This is a genomic window from Natronococcus roseus, from assembly GCF_043677095.1.
In the GTDB taxonomy this organism is placed as follows: domain Archaea; phylum Halobacteriota; class Halobacteria; order Halobacteriales; family Natrialbaceae; genus Natronococcus; species Natronococcus roseus.
This window is the reverse complement of the sequence record NZ_JBHLJR010000001.1, coordinates 688,064-702,752: the sequence shown is the minus strand read 5'-3', so window position 1 is coordinate 702,752 and position 14,689 is coordinate 688,064. Positions and strand designations below refer to the sequence as shown.

General features: G+C 65.7%; 18 protein-coding genes. 8 read left to right on the top strand and 10 right to left on the bottom strand.

Annotated elements, in window-relative coordinates; translation table 11 throughout:
- Window positions 1–373: 373 nt before the first annotated feature.
- A complete protein-coding gene (locus ACFEMD_RS03665; protein WP_394739535.1) occupies window positions 374–967 on the bottom strand; it encodes a winged helix-turn-helix transcriptional regulator in 594 nt (197 codons plus the stop codon).
- A gap of 109 nt (window positions 968–1,076) precedes the next feature.
- Here ACFEMD_RS03665 and ACFEMD_RS03660 point away from each other — a divergent pair, with 109 nt between their 5' ends.
- On the top strand, window positions 1,077–1,532 hold the full coding sequence (locus tag ACFEMD_RS03660; protein WP_394739534.1) for a ferritin-like domain-containing protein: 456 nt from the start codon (window positions 1,077–1,079) through the stop codon (window positions 1,530–1,532).
- A 45-nt stretch (window positions 1,533–1,577) separates the two neighbouring features.
- Window positions 1,578–1,868 carry a DUF5779 family protein gene (locus ACFEMD_RS03655; RefSeq protein WP_394739532.1) on the top strand — a complete coding sequence of 97 codons (291 nt, stop codon included), beginning with the start codon at window positions 1,578–1,580 and terminating at the stop codon, window positions 1,866–1,868.
- A gap of 100 nt (window positions 1,869–1,968) precedes the next feature.
- Here ACFEMD_RS03655 and ACFEMD_RS03650 read toward each other — a convergent pair whose 3' ends face one another.
- The 3 genes from ACFEMD_RS03650 to ACFEMD_RS03640 all read right to left on the bottom strand — a co-directional run bounded on the left by ACFEMD_RS03650 (window position 1,969) and on the right by ACFEMD_RS03640 (window position 3,617).
- The gene (locus ACFEMD_RS03650; protein ID WP_394739531.1) at window positions 1,969–2,460 is read right to left on the bottom strand and encodes a YciE/YciF ferroxidase family protein; all 492 of its coding nucleotides are present in this window, start codon (window positions 2,458–2,460) and stop codon (window positions 1,969–1,971) included.
- 127 nt (window positions 2,461–2,587) lie between these two features.
- Window positions 2,588–2,878 carry a HalOD1 output domain-containing protein gene (locus ACFEMD_RS03645; RefSeq protein ID WP_394739530.1) on the bottom strand — a complete coding sequence of 97 codons (291 nt, stop codon included), beginning with the start codon at window positions 2,876–2,878 and terminating at the stop codon, window positions 2,588–2,590.
- A 34-nt stretch (window positions 2,879–2,912) separates the two neighbouring features.
- The gene (locus ACFEMD_RS03640; RefSeq protein ID WP_394739768.1) at window positions 2,913–3,617 is read right to left on the bottom strand and encodes a VOC family protein; all 705 of its coding nucleotides are present in this window, start codon (window positions 3,615–3,617) and stop codon (window positions 2,913–2,915) included.
- A gap of 162 nt (window positions 3,618–3,779) precedes the next feature.
- Between ACFEMD_RS03640 and ACFEMD_RS03635 the strand changes: the two genes are divergently transcribed.
- Both ACFEMD_RS03635 and ACFEMD_RS03630 read left to right on the top strand, forming a co-directional pair.
- Window positions 3,780–4,463 carry a hypothetical protein gene (locus ACFEMD_RS03635; RefSeq protein ID WP_394739529.1) on the top strand — a complete coding sequence of 228 codons (684 nt, stop codon included), beginning with the start codon at window positions 3,780–3,782 and terminating at the stop codon, window positions 4,461–4,463.
- A 40-nt stretch (window positions 4,464–4,503) separates the two neighbouring features.
- Complete coding sequence (locus ACFEMD_RS03630) at window positions 4,504–4,926, top strand: MPN domain-containing protein (protein ID WP_394739528.1); 423 nt, start codon at window positions 4,504–4,506, stop codon at window positions 4,924–4,926.
- Between the two features lie 68 nt (window positions 4,927–4,994).
- Here the strand turns inward: ACFEMD_RS03630 and ACFEMD_RS03625 are convergent, their stop codons facing one another.
- Window positions 4,995–5,204: a ribbon-helix-helix domain-containing protein gene (locus tag ACFEMD_RS03625; protein ID WP_005559900.1), complete on the bottom strand. Its 210-nt coding sequence runs from the start codon at window positions 5,202–5,204 to the stop codon at window positions 4,995–4,997.
- A gap of 182 nt (window positions 5,205–5,386) precedes the next feature.
- Here ACFEMD_RS03625 and ACFEMD_RS03620 point away from each other — a divergent pair, with 182 nt between their 5' ends.
- Complete coding sequence (locus tag ACFEMD_RS03620) at window positions 5,387–5,716, top strand: DUF5789 family protein (RefSeq protein WP_394739527.1); 330 nt, start codon at window positions 5,387–5,389, stop codon at window positions 5,714–5,716.
- 12 nt (window positions 5,717–5,728) lie between these two features.
- Here ACFEMD_RS03620 and aglJ read toward each other — a convergent pair whose 3' ends face one another.
- The 4 genes from aglJ to ACFEMD_RS03600 form a co-directional block, all read right to left on the bottom strand.
- Window positions 5,729–6,742 carry an S-layer glycoprotein N-glycosyltransferase AglJ gene (gene aglJ / locus ACFEMD_RS03615; RefSeq protein WP_394739526.1) on the bottom strand — a complete coding sequence of 338 codons (1,014 nt, stop codon included), beginning with the start codon at window positions 6,740–6,742 and terminating at the stop codon, window positions 5,729–5,731.
- A gap of 65 nt (window positions 6,743–6,807) precedes the next feature.
- Window positions 6,808–8,187 carry a Cdc6/Cdc18 family protein gene (locus ACFEMD_RS03610; RefSeq protein WP_394739525.1) on the bottom strand — a complete coding sequence of 460 codons (1,380 nt, stop codon included), beginning with the start codon at window positions 8,185–8,187 and terminating at the stop codon, window positions 6,808–6,810.
- A gap of 1,001 nt (window positions 8,188–9,188) precedes the next feature.
- The gene (gene aglF / locus ACFEMD_RS03605; RefSeq protein WP_394739524.1) at window positions 9,189–9,920 is read right to left on the bottom strand and encodes a UTP--glucose-1-phosphate uridylyltransferase AglF; all 732 of its coding nucleotides are present in this window, start codon (window positions 9,918–9,920) and stop codon (window positions 9,189–9,191) included.
- A 112-nt stretch (window positions 9,921–10,032) separates the two neighbouring features.
- Entirely contained in the window at window positions 10,033–11,031 is a 999-nt protein-coding gene (locus ACFEMD_RS03600) for a ParB N-terminal domain-containing protein (RefSeq protein WP_394739523.1), read from the bottom strand.
- A 236-nt stretch (window positions 11,032–11,267) separates the two neighbouring features.
- Between ACFEMD_RS03600 and ACFEMD_RS03595 the strand changes: the two genes are divergently transcribed.
- Together ACFEMD_RS03595 and ACFEMD_RS03590 are read left to right on the top strand one after the other, a co-directional pair.
- A complete protein-coding gene (locus tag ACFEMD_RS03595) occupies window positions 11,268–12,014 on the top strand; it encodes a hypothetical protein (protein WP_394739522.1) in 747 nt (248 codons plus the stop codon).
- A 52-nt stretch (window positions 12,015–12,066) separates the two neighbouring features.
- A complete protein-coding gene (locus ACFEMD_RS03590) occupies window positions 12,067–12,783 on the top strand; it encodes a hypothetical protein (protein WP_394739521.1) in 717 nt (238 codons plus the stop codon).
- Here the strand turns inward: ACFEMD_RS03590 and ACFEMD_RS03585 are convergent.
- Complete coding sequence (locus tag ACFEMD_RS03585) at window positions 12,780–13,715, bottom strand: glycosyltransferase (RefSeq protein ID WP_394739520.1); 936 nt, start codon at window positions 13,713–13,715, stop codon at window positions 12,780–12,782. The genes ACFEMD_RS03590 and ACFEMD_RS03585 overlap by 4 nt on opposite strands.
- Window positions 13,716–13,787: 72 nt before the next feature.
- Here ACFEMD_RS03585 and ACFEMD_RS03580 point away from each other — a divergent pair, with 72 nt between their 5' ends.
- Window positions 13,788–14,684 carry a glycosyltransferase gene (locus ACFEMD_RS03580; protein ID WP_394739519.1) on the top strand — a complete coding sequence of 299 codons (897 nt, stop codon included), beginning with the start codon at window positions 13,788–13,790 and terminating at the stop codon, window positions 14,682–14,684.
- Window positions 14,685–14,689: the final 5 nt, after the last annotated feature.

The following is a 14,689-nucleotide window of genomic DNA, read 5'->3' as shown; positions in this document are numbered from 1 at the left end:
CTGCGGGATGGGACGACGTGTCAGCCCTCGCAGAACTCCCCCGTCGGAGGAAAACCGCAAGACATCAACAACCTATTATTCAACAGATATCCTATTATCATACTGCTCGCTCCGCGAGTCGACTCCGAGATCGGTCGCTCGAGCACCTACAATCCATCCGAATATACTCGAAAATAACTCGGTCCGGCTGGCGCGCGGTTCCCGGTGGACGGTCGGTCAGTAAGACTCGATTTCGCGAGGGAGTTCTGTGTTATCGTCCACTGATCAGTATATTTCGAAACAGCGGTCGAGAGAGGAACCGGGTTACGGGACGAACGGATCGGTTCCCGCCGGAGATCCGCACGTGTTACAGCTCGACTGGTTTCGACGCCGCTCACTCGAGGGCGTCCCTGTGAGACTCGTACCGGCTCAGATATCGATCCTCGCAGGAGGAACAGCAGAACGTCTTGATCTCGCCGTCGACGGTCGCCGTCACGCCGTCGCCGGTGACCCGTTTCCCGCAGACGACACACTCGAGGGCGAACCCGGTCGCCGAGAGCGCGGCGACGCGAGCCGACCGGTTGAGCAGCGTGACGTCGTAGCCCGACAGCGAGGCGAGGTCGACCTCGCGAGCGAGCCACGAGCGGACGTCGCCCCCGGCGATCGTCGCGTGGACGACGACGCGGCCGTCGACTCCCTCGAGGACGCGCTCGACGCCCTCGAGCTCGCCCGCGGCCGCGTAGACGTCGTCGACCGCCTCGGGAGCGGGCTCGAGGTCGACCAGCACCGAGACCTCGCCGTGAAGGCGCTCGCGGTCGACATCGATCGTAAACCCCCGGATGATCCCCTGGCTCTCGAGCCGGGAGATCCGATCCGAGACCGCCGGCGGCGTCAGGTCGACCCGGTCGGCGATCTCCTTGTACGGCCGCCGGGCGTCGGTCGCCAGCAACTCGAGGATCTCGAGGTCCGTCTCGTCGAGCTCGCGCATGAGCGGTGGTTGGCGGGCGCGCGCCAAGAGTGTACCGCGAGCGCGGATCGACGACAAATCGCGAGCACGTGTGAGAACTAAATCCCGGGTCGTCGTAGGGCCGCGAGCAATGTCCGAAGACGACGTTACGGACCTCCTGACGGAGGCCTACATCGACGAACTCGAGACCGTGATGAACTACCTGACAAACGCCATCGTGCTTGATGGAGTCCACGCCGAGGAGGTCAAATCGAGCCTCGAGGCCGACGTCGACGAGGAGCTCGAGCACGCGCGGCTGCTCGGCAACCGACTGAAGCAGCTCGATCGGTCCCCGCCCGGCTCGGAGTCGTTCGAGGCCAGTCAGTCGAGTCTGCAGCCGCCCGAGGACACCACCGACGTCGAGTCGGTGATCGACGGCGTCCTCGAGGCCGAGGAGGACGCTTTAGAGACGTACCGGTCGTTGCTCGAGGCCGCCGAGGACGCGAACGACCCGATCACCGAGGACGTCGCGGTGACGATCCTCGCCGACGAGGAGGCTCACCGCACCGAGTTCCGCGGGTTCAGAAAGGAGTTTCCCCAGGACTGAGACGCGAAGCGAACGTTTTTCTCGCCGCGCTTCGAGGGGATCGATATGAGCGATTTCGATCTCGACCTCCGGACCGTCGAGGAACACATCGACGAGGAGTTCGATCTCGACGGCGAAATCGTCCTCGGCGTCCTCGACGGAACGACGCCGTCCTCGGAGTGGCTCGAGGCGGTCTCGACGGGGAACGTCCTCGTCCTCTGCGTCGACGGCGAGGTCAACGAACTCGCCTCCGGCTTCGCCCGCGACGTCAAGGAGTCGGGCGGAAACCTCATCCACTTTCGCGGCTTTCTGGTCGTCACGCCGCCGGGGATCGACGTCAACACGGATCGGCTGTAGCGGCTCCGGATCGGGCCGAGATCCGGGTTCCCGATCGGGCTCGAGTCGCACAAAAACAGTGGGTTTGCGGCATCGGGTCCGCTGACGGCGCTCGAAGGTGTTAGGCCTCGAGCTCGTCGTAGTCGAACTGCTCGCCGTACTCCGAGAGGGTGTCGAGCTCGTCCTGTTCCTCGCGCAGCGTCTCCTCGAGCGTGTCGGCGGCGTCGTCCATCCCGAGCTGGTCGGCCATCGGAACGAGGTTGCCGTAGCTAGCGATCTCGTAGTGTTCGCTCTTCTGTCCGGCGGCGATGTTGAACCGGTCGATTGCCTCGTCGCTCGGATCCTTGCTCATGAACTCCTCGTGGGCCTCGATCATCCCCTCGACGACCGGGTCCTCCTCCGCTTCGGCCTCGGCGTCGAGCTGTTCGAACACCTGCTCGATGCGGTCGACGTGCGTCTGAGTCTCCTCGCGGTGTTCGGCGAACCCGTCCGCGAGCTCCTCGCTCGAAGACGTCTCCTCGAGTTCCTCGAGGGCGTCGACGAGGCGCTGTTCGGTGTAGTAGGCGTGTTTCAATCCTTCGACGAAGAGGTCTTCGGTCGTTTCGATAGTCATGGGCGATCCGTCGGGACGGACTCCGCTGAGGAGAATAAGGCTCGTGCCTGCGCAGCGCAGGCTCCGTCGCGACGGGGCCGTTGGCGGCTGCTCCGGGCGTGTGAGTGGACGAGCGACGGACGGGACGCTACTCCCGTCCTCCCTGCTTTCTGAAGACGGCGTTTCCGTCCTGCTCGACGGTGATCCGGTATCCCTCGTAGGAGAAGGTGATTTGGGCTTCCGCGGCGGGGACGGGTGGGTCCGAGAAGACGTGTTCGAGGATGTGGTCGATGCAGCCGTACAGCGGCGTCAGTTCCTCGGTCTCGACGTTCTCGAGTTCGGCGACGGTTCGGGCGACGCTCACGTTCGGATCGGCCTCGTCGACGTCGAACGTCCGGTAGACGACCCCGTCGTCCTCGCGTCGTGATCGGTCGGACATGGTCGATTCCTCCGACGAGAGGGAGGAAGGAAGTTCACCGCTCAGCTGCAGGCCCGGGCGTCCGGAACGTGAGCCAGTGGCCGTCGGGATCGCGGACCACGACCTCGTCGTCGGTCTCGCGCTCGACCCGATCGACGCGGTCCTCGATCGCCTCGAGCGCCGCTTTCGGATCGTCGGTCTCGAATCCGAGGTCGACGTGAACGCCGCCGCGACCGTCGGCGATCCCGAGGTGCGGTTCCCACAGCTCGAGAGCCATCGGGCCGTTCAGCCGCACCCGCTTGCGGTCGGAACCGACGTCGACCGTTCGAAAGCCCAGCGCCTCGTAGAACTCGCGGGCCCGTTCGATCGATTCGACCTCGAGGACGACCTCGAACAGGCCGTCGATCCCCGGCCCCGCGACGTCACGCTGGCCGAGTTCGACGCAGTTCCCGTCGGGGTCGTACAGGTACAGCGACCGCGAGGAGCCGAACTGAGCCTCCTCGAGGTCGTACTCGGCGCTCAGGCGGTCCCACCACTCGTCGTACTCTCCGCCGGGGACCGAGAGGGCGTAGTGGGTGTGGAGTCCGCCCCGCGGAACCGCCTCGGGTCGCCGGAGGACGAGGTCGGTCTCGCCCGCGGCCAGGACGACCTCGTTCTCGCCGTCCTCGCGGACGGGCAGGGACAGCGTCTCCGCGTAGAACCGCCGCGCCGGCTCGAGATACTTGACCTCGAGCGCGAGCCGGGAGAGGCCGGTGAGCATGGTCCCCTGTACTCGGGGCGGGAGCATAGAAGCGTCGCCGCGGCGAGTTCGGCGTCATCGGAGGCGGTGCGACGAGCGACTCGGCGGGGAGAGATCGGGAACGAACCGGCGGAATCGGCGGCTTCGTCCAGGTTTATGGGACGAGCGATCGTATCCTCGGGCATGCCATTTCGCGTCGACGAGCGCTCGACCGAGCTCGCGGAGATCGATCGGTTCGACGGCGGCGTCGGCTGGATCGCCCACCCAGACGAGGAGATGCAGCGGGCCAGCCACGCCCTCGAGCACGAGGGCGAGGTGTGGGTGATCGACCCCGTCGACGCCGAGGGGGTCGACGCACTTCTCGCGGAGTTCGGCGAGGTCCGCGGCGTCGTCGTCACGCTGGATCGACACAAACGCGACGCCGCCGACGTCGCGAACCGCCACGACGTCCCGGTGTACCTCCCGGCGTTCTTCGAGGGCGTCTCCGAGGAACTCGAGGCGCCCGTGGTTCGCTTCGGCGACGAGCTCGCCGATACGGGGTTCAAGACGCGAACGGTGGTCGACAGCCGGTTCTGGCAGGAGGTCGCCCTCTACGATCCCGATCGGCGAACACTCGTCGTCCCGGAGTCGGTCGGTACCGTCGACTACTTCGTCACCAGAGGGGAACGTCTCGGGGTCCACCCAATGCGGCGGGCGATCCCGCCGCGGGACGCTCTCGGCGACCTCGCCCCCGACCGGGTGCTCGTCGGCCACGGCCCCGGCGTGCTGACCGACGCGACGACGGCCCTCGAGACCGCCCTCTCTCAGTCGCGGACGCGAGCCCCGCTGCTGTACGCCAAGACCGGACGAAAGTTGTTGCCGTTTTGATGGGATACAGCTAACTGTCGCGGGCCCGTACGGGTAGGACGTGGTCTACGTCACTCGCGCCCTGGTCGAGGTGTTGCTCGAGCTGGCCGAGGACGCCGATCCGGACCGGGTCCGGACCGGGGTCTCGGTGACCCCGGCCGGGGAGCTCGAGGGAGCGGAGGGGCTCCCGCCCGAGACGCCGGTCTTTACGGACTTCTTCCTGCCCGACCCCGGGAACGCGGTCAACGCGGTGTTCGGCGTCGATCTCTCGACGCCGGCCCGACAGGCCCAGGGCCAGTTCGTCTCCCATCCCGTGCGGGAGCTCGAGGTGACCAAACGCGACGACCTCGCCCAGGTGGTCTTCGTCGCCGTCCCGCCCTGGGAGATCGACGAGGCGTCGTTTGGCGCCTTCGATCGGTTCGGCGAGCGCCAGCCCCTCGAGATCCTCGACGCGCGAGCACCCGAGCGAAAACTCCGGGACTGAGTCTCGGGTCGATCCAGTCGCCGGGACTGGGCCTCGGCGGGCCGATCCCGTTCCGACGAACCGCCGTACTACTCGAGGTAGCCCAGTCCGCGGAGCTGTTCGGTGATCTCCTCGAACTCGGCCTCGGTCAGCTCGCCCTGTCGCTGGTGCTGGATGACGATGCTTCGGAGCAGGAACCGGACCAGGTCGCTGGTGCTCTGGAAACTCGTCCCCTCGATCGTTTCGTCGACGCGATCTGCCAGATCCTTCGGGATCGAAACCGTGGTGTACTCGACCATACGAGATACTCCGGCGCGGCCCCCAAAGACGTGTCGCCGCTCGATGGCTCGTTTCCCGGAGACGGGCCGGCGACGGCTCGATGGCGCGGGCTGTGGGGCGAACCGCACTCGACGCTGGGAAGCTGCCGGATCGTCGACCGTCTCCGCAGCGGTTTTGATATGTGGCGTTCTATGGGCGACGTATGGGAGTCAGGCCACCATCGAACGACGACGACGACGAGCCGGAGAGCGTCGACTTCGGAATCGCCGCCGTCGACGCGCGTCTCAGGCGCTCGGAGCTCTCGTTTCCGGCGACGAAAGACGACGTCGACGCCGAACTCGGCCACGAGCGTATCTCGTACGACGTTCACGGGAACGACGTTCCGCTCGGCGAGATGCTCGCGGAGACCGACAAGGAACGGTTCGACTCGCGCCAGCAGTTGCTGAACGCGCTCCACGAACCGTTCGAGGAACACCGCCGACAGAACTCCAACGGCGTCGTCCAGCAGTTTCGATCGATGCTGCCGTTCTAGCCGTCCGGTTCGCTACTCGTCGTCTCGGTCCCGCTCGCGTTCGGCCCGCGTAATCTGTTCGAGTCGGCGGCGCTGTTCGCGGTGCAGCGTCACGAGCATGTCCGAAAGCACGCCGAACATGAGCAACTGCACGCCGAGCAGGATCGCGGCCGCCGAGACAACCGCCAGAATCTCGTGGCCCTGTTGATACTGGATCCACTGCCAGAGGACGTACATCGCCACGACGCCGCCGGAGGCAATGCTCGCCGCGCCGAGGCTCCCGAAGTAAAACAGCGGGTTGTTCGTCTTCGCCAGCGAGTACAGCGCCAGCACGATCGTCCCGCCGTCTCTGAGCGGGTGGAGGTTCGTCTCCGAGGCCTCCGGCCGAGCGCTGTAACTGACCGGAACGACCGTCGTGTCGATCCCGTGTTTGACGCACTCGACGGCGAGTTCGGTCTCGATCGTGAACCCGTCCGAGTCGAGCGCGAGGCGTTCGAACGAATCGGTCGTAAACGCCCGGTATCCCGAGAGGATATCCTCGTACTCGGCGCCGTGAATCAGCCGAAACGAGCGGTTGATTAGTCTGTTTCCGAACCCGTTCAGCGCCTTCATCGCGTCGTCGTCCATGTCCGCAAACCGGTTCCCGATGACGTGTTCGTACCCCCGCGAGAGCGGCTCGAGCATCCGTTTGGCGTCGGCCGGATCGTAGGTGCCGTCGCCGTCGACCATCAACACGTACGGGACGGTGACGTACTCCAGGGTCTCCCTGACGGCCTGGCCCTTTCCGTCGCCGGCCTGGGTGAACACTTGGGCGCCTCGCTCGCGCGCGATCTCCCGGGTATTGTCGTCGGAGTTGCCGTCGACGACGACAACGTTCGAGTACCCCTGTTCGCGGAAGCCGTCGATCACCCCGCCGATCGTCGCCGCCTCGTTCAGCGTCGGGATGAGGATGCAGACCTCGTCAGTCGAAATATCGCGCGTCCGCTCGCTCATCGACAGGAACGCCTCCCGCTCGAGCGTCGACGCGCGGACCCCGTCATGCTCCATTGCTCGTGAATTTCGTGCCGTAGATGAAAAATATATTGGTCATCAGTGGTACAAAATAGTCTGGGCTACGATCCCACTATGGAGACGAGGTGCTGGCGCATCCGCCCGTCGATCGGGATGTTCGCACACCGCTCGTCGAGGCCGATCGTCTGGAGCAGGAGACTCGAGTCGTCGAGCAGGGAGAGCTGGAGGTAGGTGCCCTCGCGGTAGCCGTCGCTGGTTCTGGTCATGTTGATGATCTTCAGCGTCTCGTACTCTCGGAGCTGGTCGGTGATGCGTTTCTTGCCGAGGACGTTGGCGTCGATCGCCTCGGCGAACGCGCGGTAGACGCGGTACATCTCGGTGGCCTTGAACGCCGAGCGCTCGGAGAACTCGTCCATGGTCGCAAGCGCCGCGATCGCGATCTTCGCCTGCGTGGGACACCCCCTGATGAGATCCTGGATCCGGGTTACTTCGGCGTCGTCGTTTGCGACCCGGACGTGGCTCTCCGTGACCTGGGCGGCATCGTTGTCCCTGGCGACCTCCCCCGCGAGCCGGAAGAGATCGATCGCCCGGCGCGCGTCGCCGTGTTCCTGGGCGGAAAACGCCGAGCACAGCGGAATGACGTCGTCGGTCAACACGTTCTCGCGGTAGGCGTCGCGCCGGCGCTCGAGGATGTCCCCGAGCTGGTTCGCGTCGTAGGCCGGGAAGACGATCTCGTCGGGCGAGAACGAACTCTCGACGCGGGTGTCGAGTCGGTCGCCGTACTTCAGGTCGTTGCTGATGCCGATGACCGTGATGCTGGCGTCGACGTCGTTCTCCTCGCCCGCCCGCGAGAGCTGCATGAGCAGCTTGCTGTCGTCGGCCTCCTCGGGGGGAACGTTCTCGACGTCGTCGGGCGGCGCGAGCCGATCGATCTCGTCCAGAACGACGATGATCGCGTCGTACAGCTCGTCGATGACCGACCAGAGCCGATCGTAGTACGCCCCCGTGGCGATCCCGGAGTGGGGGATCGTGATCCCGGTCTTCTCGGGTTCGTTCAGACTCTTTGCGAGGTGGATGACCGTCTGGACCTCCGAGCGACGCTGGGCGCAGTCGATGACCGCACGGCCGATCCGGACGTCGTTCTCGAGGCCGCGGCCGACGACCTCGCGGCTGACGTAGCGGGTGACCAGCGTCTTTCCGGAGCCCGACTTCCCGAGCAGGAGTGTCCCCTTGCCCGTTCCGCCGGTGATCGTCGGCTTGAGCCGTCGGGCGACGGTCTCGATCTGGTTGTTCCGACCGACGATCTTGTTCTGGTCGGGGACGTGGTCGATCCGGAGCAGATCCTCGTTCGCGAAGATCCGATCTTCCTCGTCCAGGACCGAGAGCGGATCGTCGCGAGACTTGGAGCGAGAGTGGGCGACCGCGCCGTGCTCGGCGGCGTACTCGCCGAGCGTCCCCGTCCCCTCCGCGTGTAAAGGCATACACCGTCTTTCAGATGATTTTTCCTTAGCTCTTTCCCTCCGAGAGCAGGGGTCGCTCGCGCCGAGTTCGCGTCGGAATCGAAGCCGCCCGCACACTGGTCGCGAGTCACACACCGGATTTCAGATGAATCGCCGGGAAGGAGAGAGTCATTGCTCCCCCACCCACACCGGATTTCAGATGAAATGCTGCGAAGCCGGGGCGGATCCCGGACGACCACCCCCACCCACACCGGATTTCAGATGAAATGCCGCGAGGAAGGGGGTGGTGGGGGAGGGGTCGTGACGGTCGGTCGACGGTTCGGCGTGAGGTGAATCTCCGGGAGACGACCGCGACCTGTGCTCGCTTCGAGCGATTCTGGATTTCCGTTCGCGGACGATACAGCCTGTAAGGCGGTGATATCAACTGAAATTCGGTGTCGGGTGGAAGAACGACCTCGAGACGCGAACACCCTGTGACACCGATGACATCGACGCCTCGAGTCGCTCGATCCGAGTCCGTTTCCGGACGCAGATGGGTAGGATATAAACAACGGAGAAGGGTCGTCGTTCAATTTCGGAAACTCGACACAGAACGGTTGGTTCGGGATTGTCCCACTACACTACTACTACTAGATTACCACTAGAGTAAAATATATAATAGAATTCAGAGAGCGTTTCAGACGAGACTCCTGTAGATATGCGTAGGTCGTGTATACCACTCTCTGCTCTCCTTAGCGCTCCTCGAGTTCGCTCGAGCCGGATCCGTCGCCACCCCACCCCCACCCCACCTCCGACCGATTTCATCTGAAATCCGGTGTGGGGGTGTCCGTCCCGAACCGACCCCGATCGCGTTCCGACCGCCGTCCGAACCCCGCTGATCCGTCCGGTCTGCGAGCGATAGTCGTCGCTCCCTCGAGGACCCGTTCGAAAACGAACCAGCCGGCGACCTACCGGGAACGAATCGGCCGGCGAACCGTTCGAGTACGAACCAGCCGATGAACCGCTCGAGAACCGGTCGACGGCTACTTCGGAATCGGTGCCTCGGCTTCCCGTACGCGTTGTTCGGCTTCCTCCCGATCCTCGGAGTAGCCGACGTCGATCCGCCAGCCGTCCATCCGGATCGCGTCGATCGTCCGCCCAGACTGAATGAGGAGATCGATCGCGTCGGGCAGTTCGTACTCGCCGCGGTCGGAGGGCTGGACGAGGTGACAGGCGTGGAAGATCGCGGGTGTAAACGTGTAGAAACCGGTCATCACGAGGTTCGACGGCGGCTCCTCGGGCTTCTCGACGACCTCGACGATCTCGCCGTACTCGTTGGTGTCGAGCACCCCGTACCGGGAGGCCTCCTCGTAGGGAACCTCCTCGACGAGGAAGGCCGCGTCCGCGCGCTCCTCGTGCTGGCGCTTGATCACGTCCCCGAGGTTCCCCCGGAAGACGTTGTCGCCGAGCATGAGCACGAAGTCGTCGTCGACGTGGGGCTCGGCCTGCAGGATCGCGTGGGCCAGCCCCAGCTGTTCGCGCTGATGGGCGTAGGTGATCGGCACGCCCTCGTAGGCGTCACCGTAGCGCTCGATGAGCTGCTCCTTCTGGTAGCCGACGACGACGACGAGCTCGGTGACGCCGATCCCGAGCAAGTTGTCGAAGACGTCCTCGACGAGCGGCTTCCCGTCGATCTCGACGAGCGCCTTGGGTTTGTCCTCGGTGAGCGGCCGGAGGCGAGTCCCCTCACCGGCGGCCAGTACGACTGCTTGCATGTCCGAACAGTCACCGTGAGCTACCAAATAGTTTGTGTACGTGTAACGCGGCGCGGAAAGAGGGTCGCCAGCAGGGAACCCGTAGACACTCGAGTCGCGTCCGATCCGTGTGTTATTCCGCTACTCGAGGGCGGATATCACCCGTGACCGCGCGGAGATCGGGGTGGTCCGCAAACTCGCGATACTCCCCCGGAAGCGCCTCGAGGGAGTCCGCCGCCGCGAAGCGCTCGCGGATCGTCGCCCAGCGTTCGTGGCGAACGACGATAATGACGGGCACCGTCTCGAGGCCGAGCAGCTTCGCGATCGACAGCCGATGTTTGCCGGCGCTGAACCGAATTACCTCGCCGCTCCGGCCGATCCCGACCCGCATCTCGTGGGGGTAATTGGTTCCCAAAATCGGCTTTATCGCGGCGCTTCCGGTCTCCATCCCGTCGTCTTCGCGCTCGAGGAGTTCGTCCTGGGGGACGTACCCCTCCTCGGCCATCGACTCGTAGAGGGCGTCGAGGTCGTCACACCGCCGCTCGAGTTCCTCGGGCGTCGACGACCGCCAGTCCTCGAGTCCGTTCTCGATCTTGCAGGCGGCGTACCGGTACCTGGCCGTTTGCTCCCAGTACTCGCCATCGAGGAACCGCGCCTCGAGCGAGCGGTGGATCCGCGTCTCGGTCCACTCGGTCCGAAACCGGTCCCAGCGGCCACTGACGACCCCGACGATCGGTTCGTCGTGTACCGGTGACCGGTCCGTATCGCCGTCCTTCGTCGGGAAGTGTGCCTTTCCGAACCGCGACTGATAGCGGAGATCGGCGGGACCGATCTCGACGGTTGCCGGGAGATCCGACGCCGTCGGCTCGCCTGCTGCGCTCCGGTGACGGATCGCCCACCAGTAGCCGAACGCGTTCTCGTACAGGTACTCGAGGGTCCGGCCGAGCGCCCCGGGAACGCCGCCGAGCTGGTAGAAAACCAGCAACTTCCGCCACGGCGCGGTCAGTGCTGCGAGAAAGAGCATCTGGTATTCGGCGTCGGAACCGCCGGGGTCCCCGGCGACTCCCGTTCGGACGTACGTGTCGTGCGTGATCGATCCGCTCAGAAAAATTTCGGCGAGGACGGCGTTCACGTTAGATCCAGTGATTTAACTGGGCGACTCACTTACTAATACGTGAGGGAATCGGTAGAGTGAGTCTCGTACACAGATCGGGTCGAATACTCCGCGAGGACGGCGTTCTCTCCCTGCTTTGGCGTTCCGTACGGTTCGTCTGGACGACAGCCGTCTGGCGGCAGGAACTCGTTCAGTGGCTCCCAGTGTGGGCACTCGAGTTCGCGTTCGACGTCCGCAGCCGGCTGCTGTCCAGCATGAGTGACGCGAACCCGGCCCGATCGATCAGGATCGATCCCGATACGATCGAGTACTACCACGGGAGCGACGACCCGTGGCGACTCGGACGCGTTCTCGACGGCGACTGGGACGAGCCTGAGGGACGGTTCGAGGAGACGACCGTCTACCGGTCGCTCAGGGCCCGGTTCCTCGAGGGCGCCGACTGGGCGGAGACCGAACTCTACGCCCAGTACCGCGACCGACTCGAGCGAGGGGATCCGTACTGGCGGTGTACGACGGAGGCGGAGCTCGAGGCGTACTTCGAACGGATCGACGCGCTCTACGAGACGGTCGCCGAGGAGGGGTACCGCTCCCAGCGGGAGCTGCTGGCCGACGACGACGCCGACCCCCGCGGGGAGAACACCGACGCGGTCCATCCGGTCGTCCAGGAGATCGGCGTCAACGTCTACCGGGACGGCGAGTTGGTCAAGAAAGGTGCCGGCTTCCACCGACTCGCGATCGCGAAGCTGCTCGATCTCGAGGCGATCCCGGTGACCGTGCGGGTCAGACACGCCGACTGGCAGGCGGTCAGGGACGAGATCCGCGCGGCCTCGAGCCGCGGGGAGCTGAGCGAGCGTGCCGAGTCCCATCTCGAGCATCCCGACCTTCGAGACGTCGTCCCCGAGCGCTGGCGGCGATCGAGGGCCGAACCGACGACGGGCGCGGAGCACGAGCCGTCGCGGACGGACGACCCCGACGACGACGTCCCGGTACCGCAGCGGTAGCCGACGCGACGAGCCAGCACGGTTAACTACCGCTGCCCGGAACTCTCCGGACGTGTCCCATCTCCTCGAGCGGGTGAAAGAGATCTGGCGGCGGGACGGCGCTCTCGCGATCGCCGACGAGACGGCCGCCCACCTCCGGTGGCGTCTCGAGGGCTCCTCGGCGTACGGTGCGGTCCGGAGCCGCGAGCTCCAGTTCCGGAACCGTTGCATCGACGCCGACCCGTTGCAGCTCACGTGGGTCGACCCCGCCGAGATCGAGTACGTCGTCGGTAAGCTGGTACCGGACACGACGGCCGACTCCCACTTCGAGCGCCCGAACGTCCCGTCCCAGGGCCGGGACGGGATCGGTGCCGTCCGCGGAGGCGAGTGGGATCGACCGACGGTTCCGTTCACCGACCTCTCGGAGTACCGGCTGCTCGAACGACACTTCCTCGAGGGCGTCCCCTGGACGGAGACCGAGTTCGTCGACCGTCACCGTCGCTCGCCGGACTCCGACTGGAGCGAGCGGAAACTACTGCACAAGCTCGAGCGGATCGACGACCTCTACGAGACGATCGCGACGGAGGGGTACGCGACTCAGCGCGAACTCGGCGGTCACCCGCTGAACGAGATCATCGTCTACCTCGGCCGGAACGGCGAGCTCCGGTGGCACGAGAACGGTCGCCACCGGCTCGCGATCGCGAAGCTGCTCGACCTCGAGTCGGTACCCGTACTGATCACGGTTCGCCACCGGAAACTGCTCTTTCCGGGCGAGCAACGCCCTGGTTAACTATCGGAGCGATAGCTCTCGAGTCGGTTCGCGAACACCGCGAGCCGGCTCTTCATTTCGAGGACGGCCAGCAACGCACCGCAGCTGACGCTCGCGGCCCAGTAGTAGACGGCGTACCGGACGGATCCGGGATCGATCGCCAGCGCGTGCCTGAGATAGGCTGCCGCCCGCTCCCGTTGTCCGCTCTCGGCGTAGATAATCGCGACGTTCGCCGCGAACTCGGCGCGCCGTCGTCGGCCGACGTGTTCGCCGTGTCGCTTGAGGACTCGTCTGTACCCCTCGAGCTTCCGTTCGGGATCCGTTCCGATCCGCTCGCCGTCGGTGTGGCGGTCCAGGAGTACCTCGGGGACGCCCCTGATCTCGGCGCCCTCGTCGGCCGCCAGCAGGCGCAGGTAGAACTCGTAGTCCTGGACGGCGGGCAGCTCCTCGTCGAGGGAGCCGACGTCGTCGAACGCCGACGCGCGAAACGTCGTCGCCGAGAAGCTTCCAACTGGGTTGCCCCGCCCGAGGTCCTCGAGGGTGACCCGTTCCTGTGCCCGGATGACGTCGTAGACCGCGCCGTCCCGGCGCTTCCGGTAGGAGGTGTAAACGCTGCGAACCTGCTCTGGACCCTCCTGAAACGTCTCGAGGACACGCTCGACGTGGGTTGGCGCCAGCTCGTCGTCGGAGTCGAGAAAGGAGACGAACTCGCCGGTCGCCCGCTCGATCCCGCGGTTTCGGGCCGCGTTCGCCCCGCCGTTCATCCCGGTCTCGAGGACGATCAGCCGGTCGTCGTCGTACGAGCCGAGGACCGCGTCAGTCCCGTCGGTCGAGCCGTCGTCGACGACGATCACCTCGAGGTCGCCGTGCGTCTGTGCGAGCGCGCTGTCGATCGCCCGACCGACGACCGACGCGCGGTTGTACGTCGGGATCACGATGCTGACCGCGGGCATTCCGTTGCCCCTCCTCTCGCCGCCGAAATCAAAGTCCTTTTGCTCGAGAGGCCGTACCGCTAAACGAACCCGATGACGACCGTCTCGATCATCACGCCCGTCTACAACGACTTTTCGGGGCTCCGCGAGACGGTCGACTCGCTCGCGGAACTCTCGACTAAGATCGACTGGGAGCACGTCGTCGTCGACAACGGCTCGACCGACGACACGTACGAACGCGCCGAGCGCTACGTCGCGGATCGTCTCGAGGGCACCGTCCTGCTCGAAGACAAGATCCAGTCCTCCTACGCGGCCCGAAACGCGGGCGTTCGACACAGCGACGGCGACGTTCTCGCGTTCGTCGACGCCGATATGACCGTTCCCGAGGGATGGCTCGAGGACGCCCTCGACGCCTTCCGGGCCGCGGACGCCGACTACATGGGTTGTAACGTCGAACTCGAGGTTCCCGACGACCCCTCGCTCGCCGCCCGCTACGACCACCACTCCGGCTTTCCGGTCGGCCACTACCTCGAGCACCAGCGCTTCGCGCCGACGTGCTGTCTGTTCGTCCGTCGCGAGGTCTTCGCCGACGTCGGCCTCTTCGATCACCGACTGACCTCCGGGGGCGACAAGGAGTTCGGCAACCGGGTCGCCCGGGCGGGGTACGATCTGCACTTCGCTGCCGACGTCACCATGCACCACCCCGTCCGGGACTCGCTCGGCGCGCTTGTCCGGAAGGATCTCCGCGTCGGGCGGGGGCTCTGCCAGCTCCAGCGCTACCACCCGGATCGGTACGGGACGCCCGGAATCCCGCCCCGTCCTTCCGGCGTCAAACAGCCCGATCCCGGCCTCGAGCGGCGAGAGCGGCTGGCCTTCGGCGCGCTCGAGACCGCGCTGACGGGCGTTCGCGGGATCGGGTACTACCGCGAGTACCTCGCCGGGAAGCGAGGTCGGAAGCCGACCGGATCGATCCCTTCGCTCGCGGAGTAGCGTAT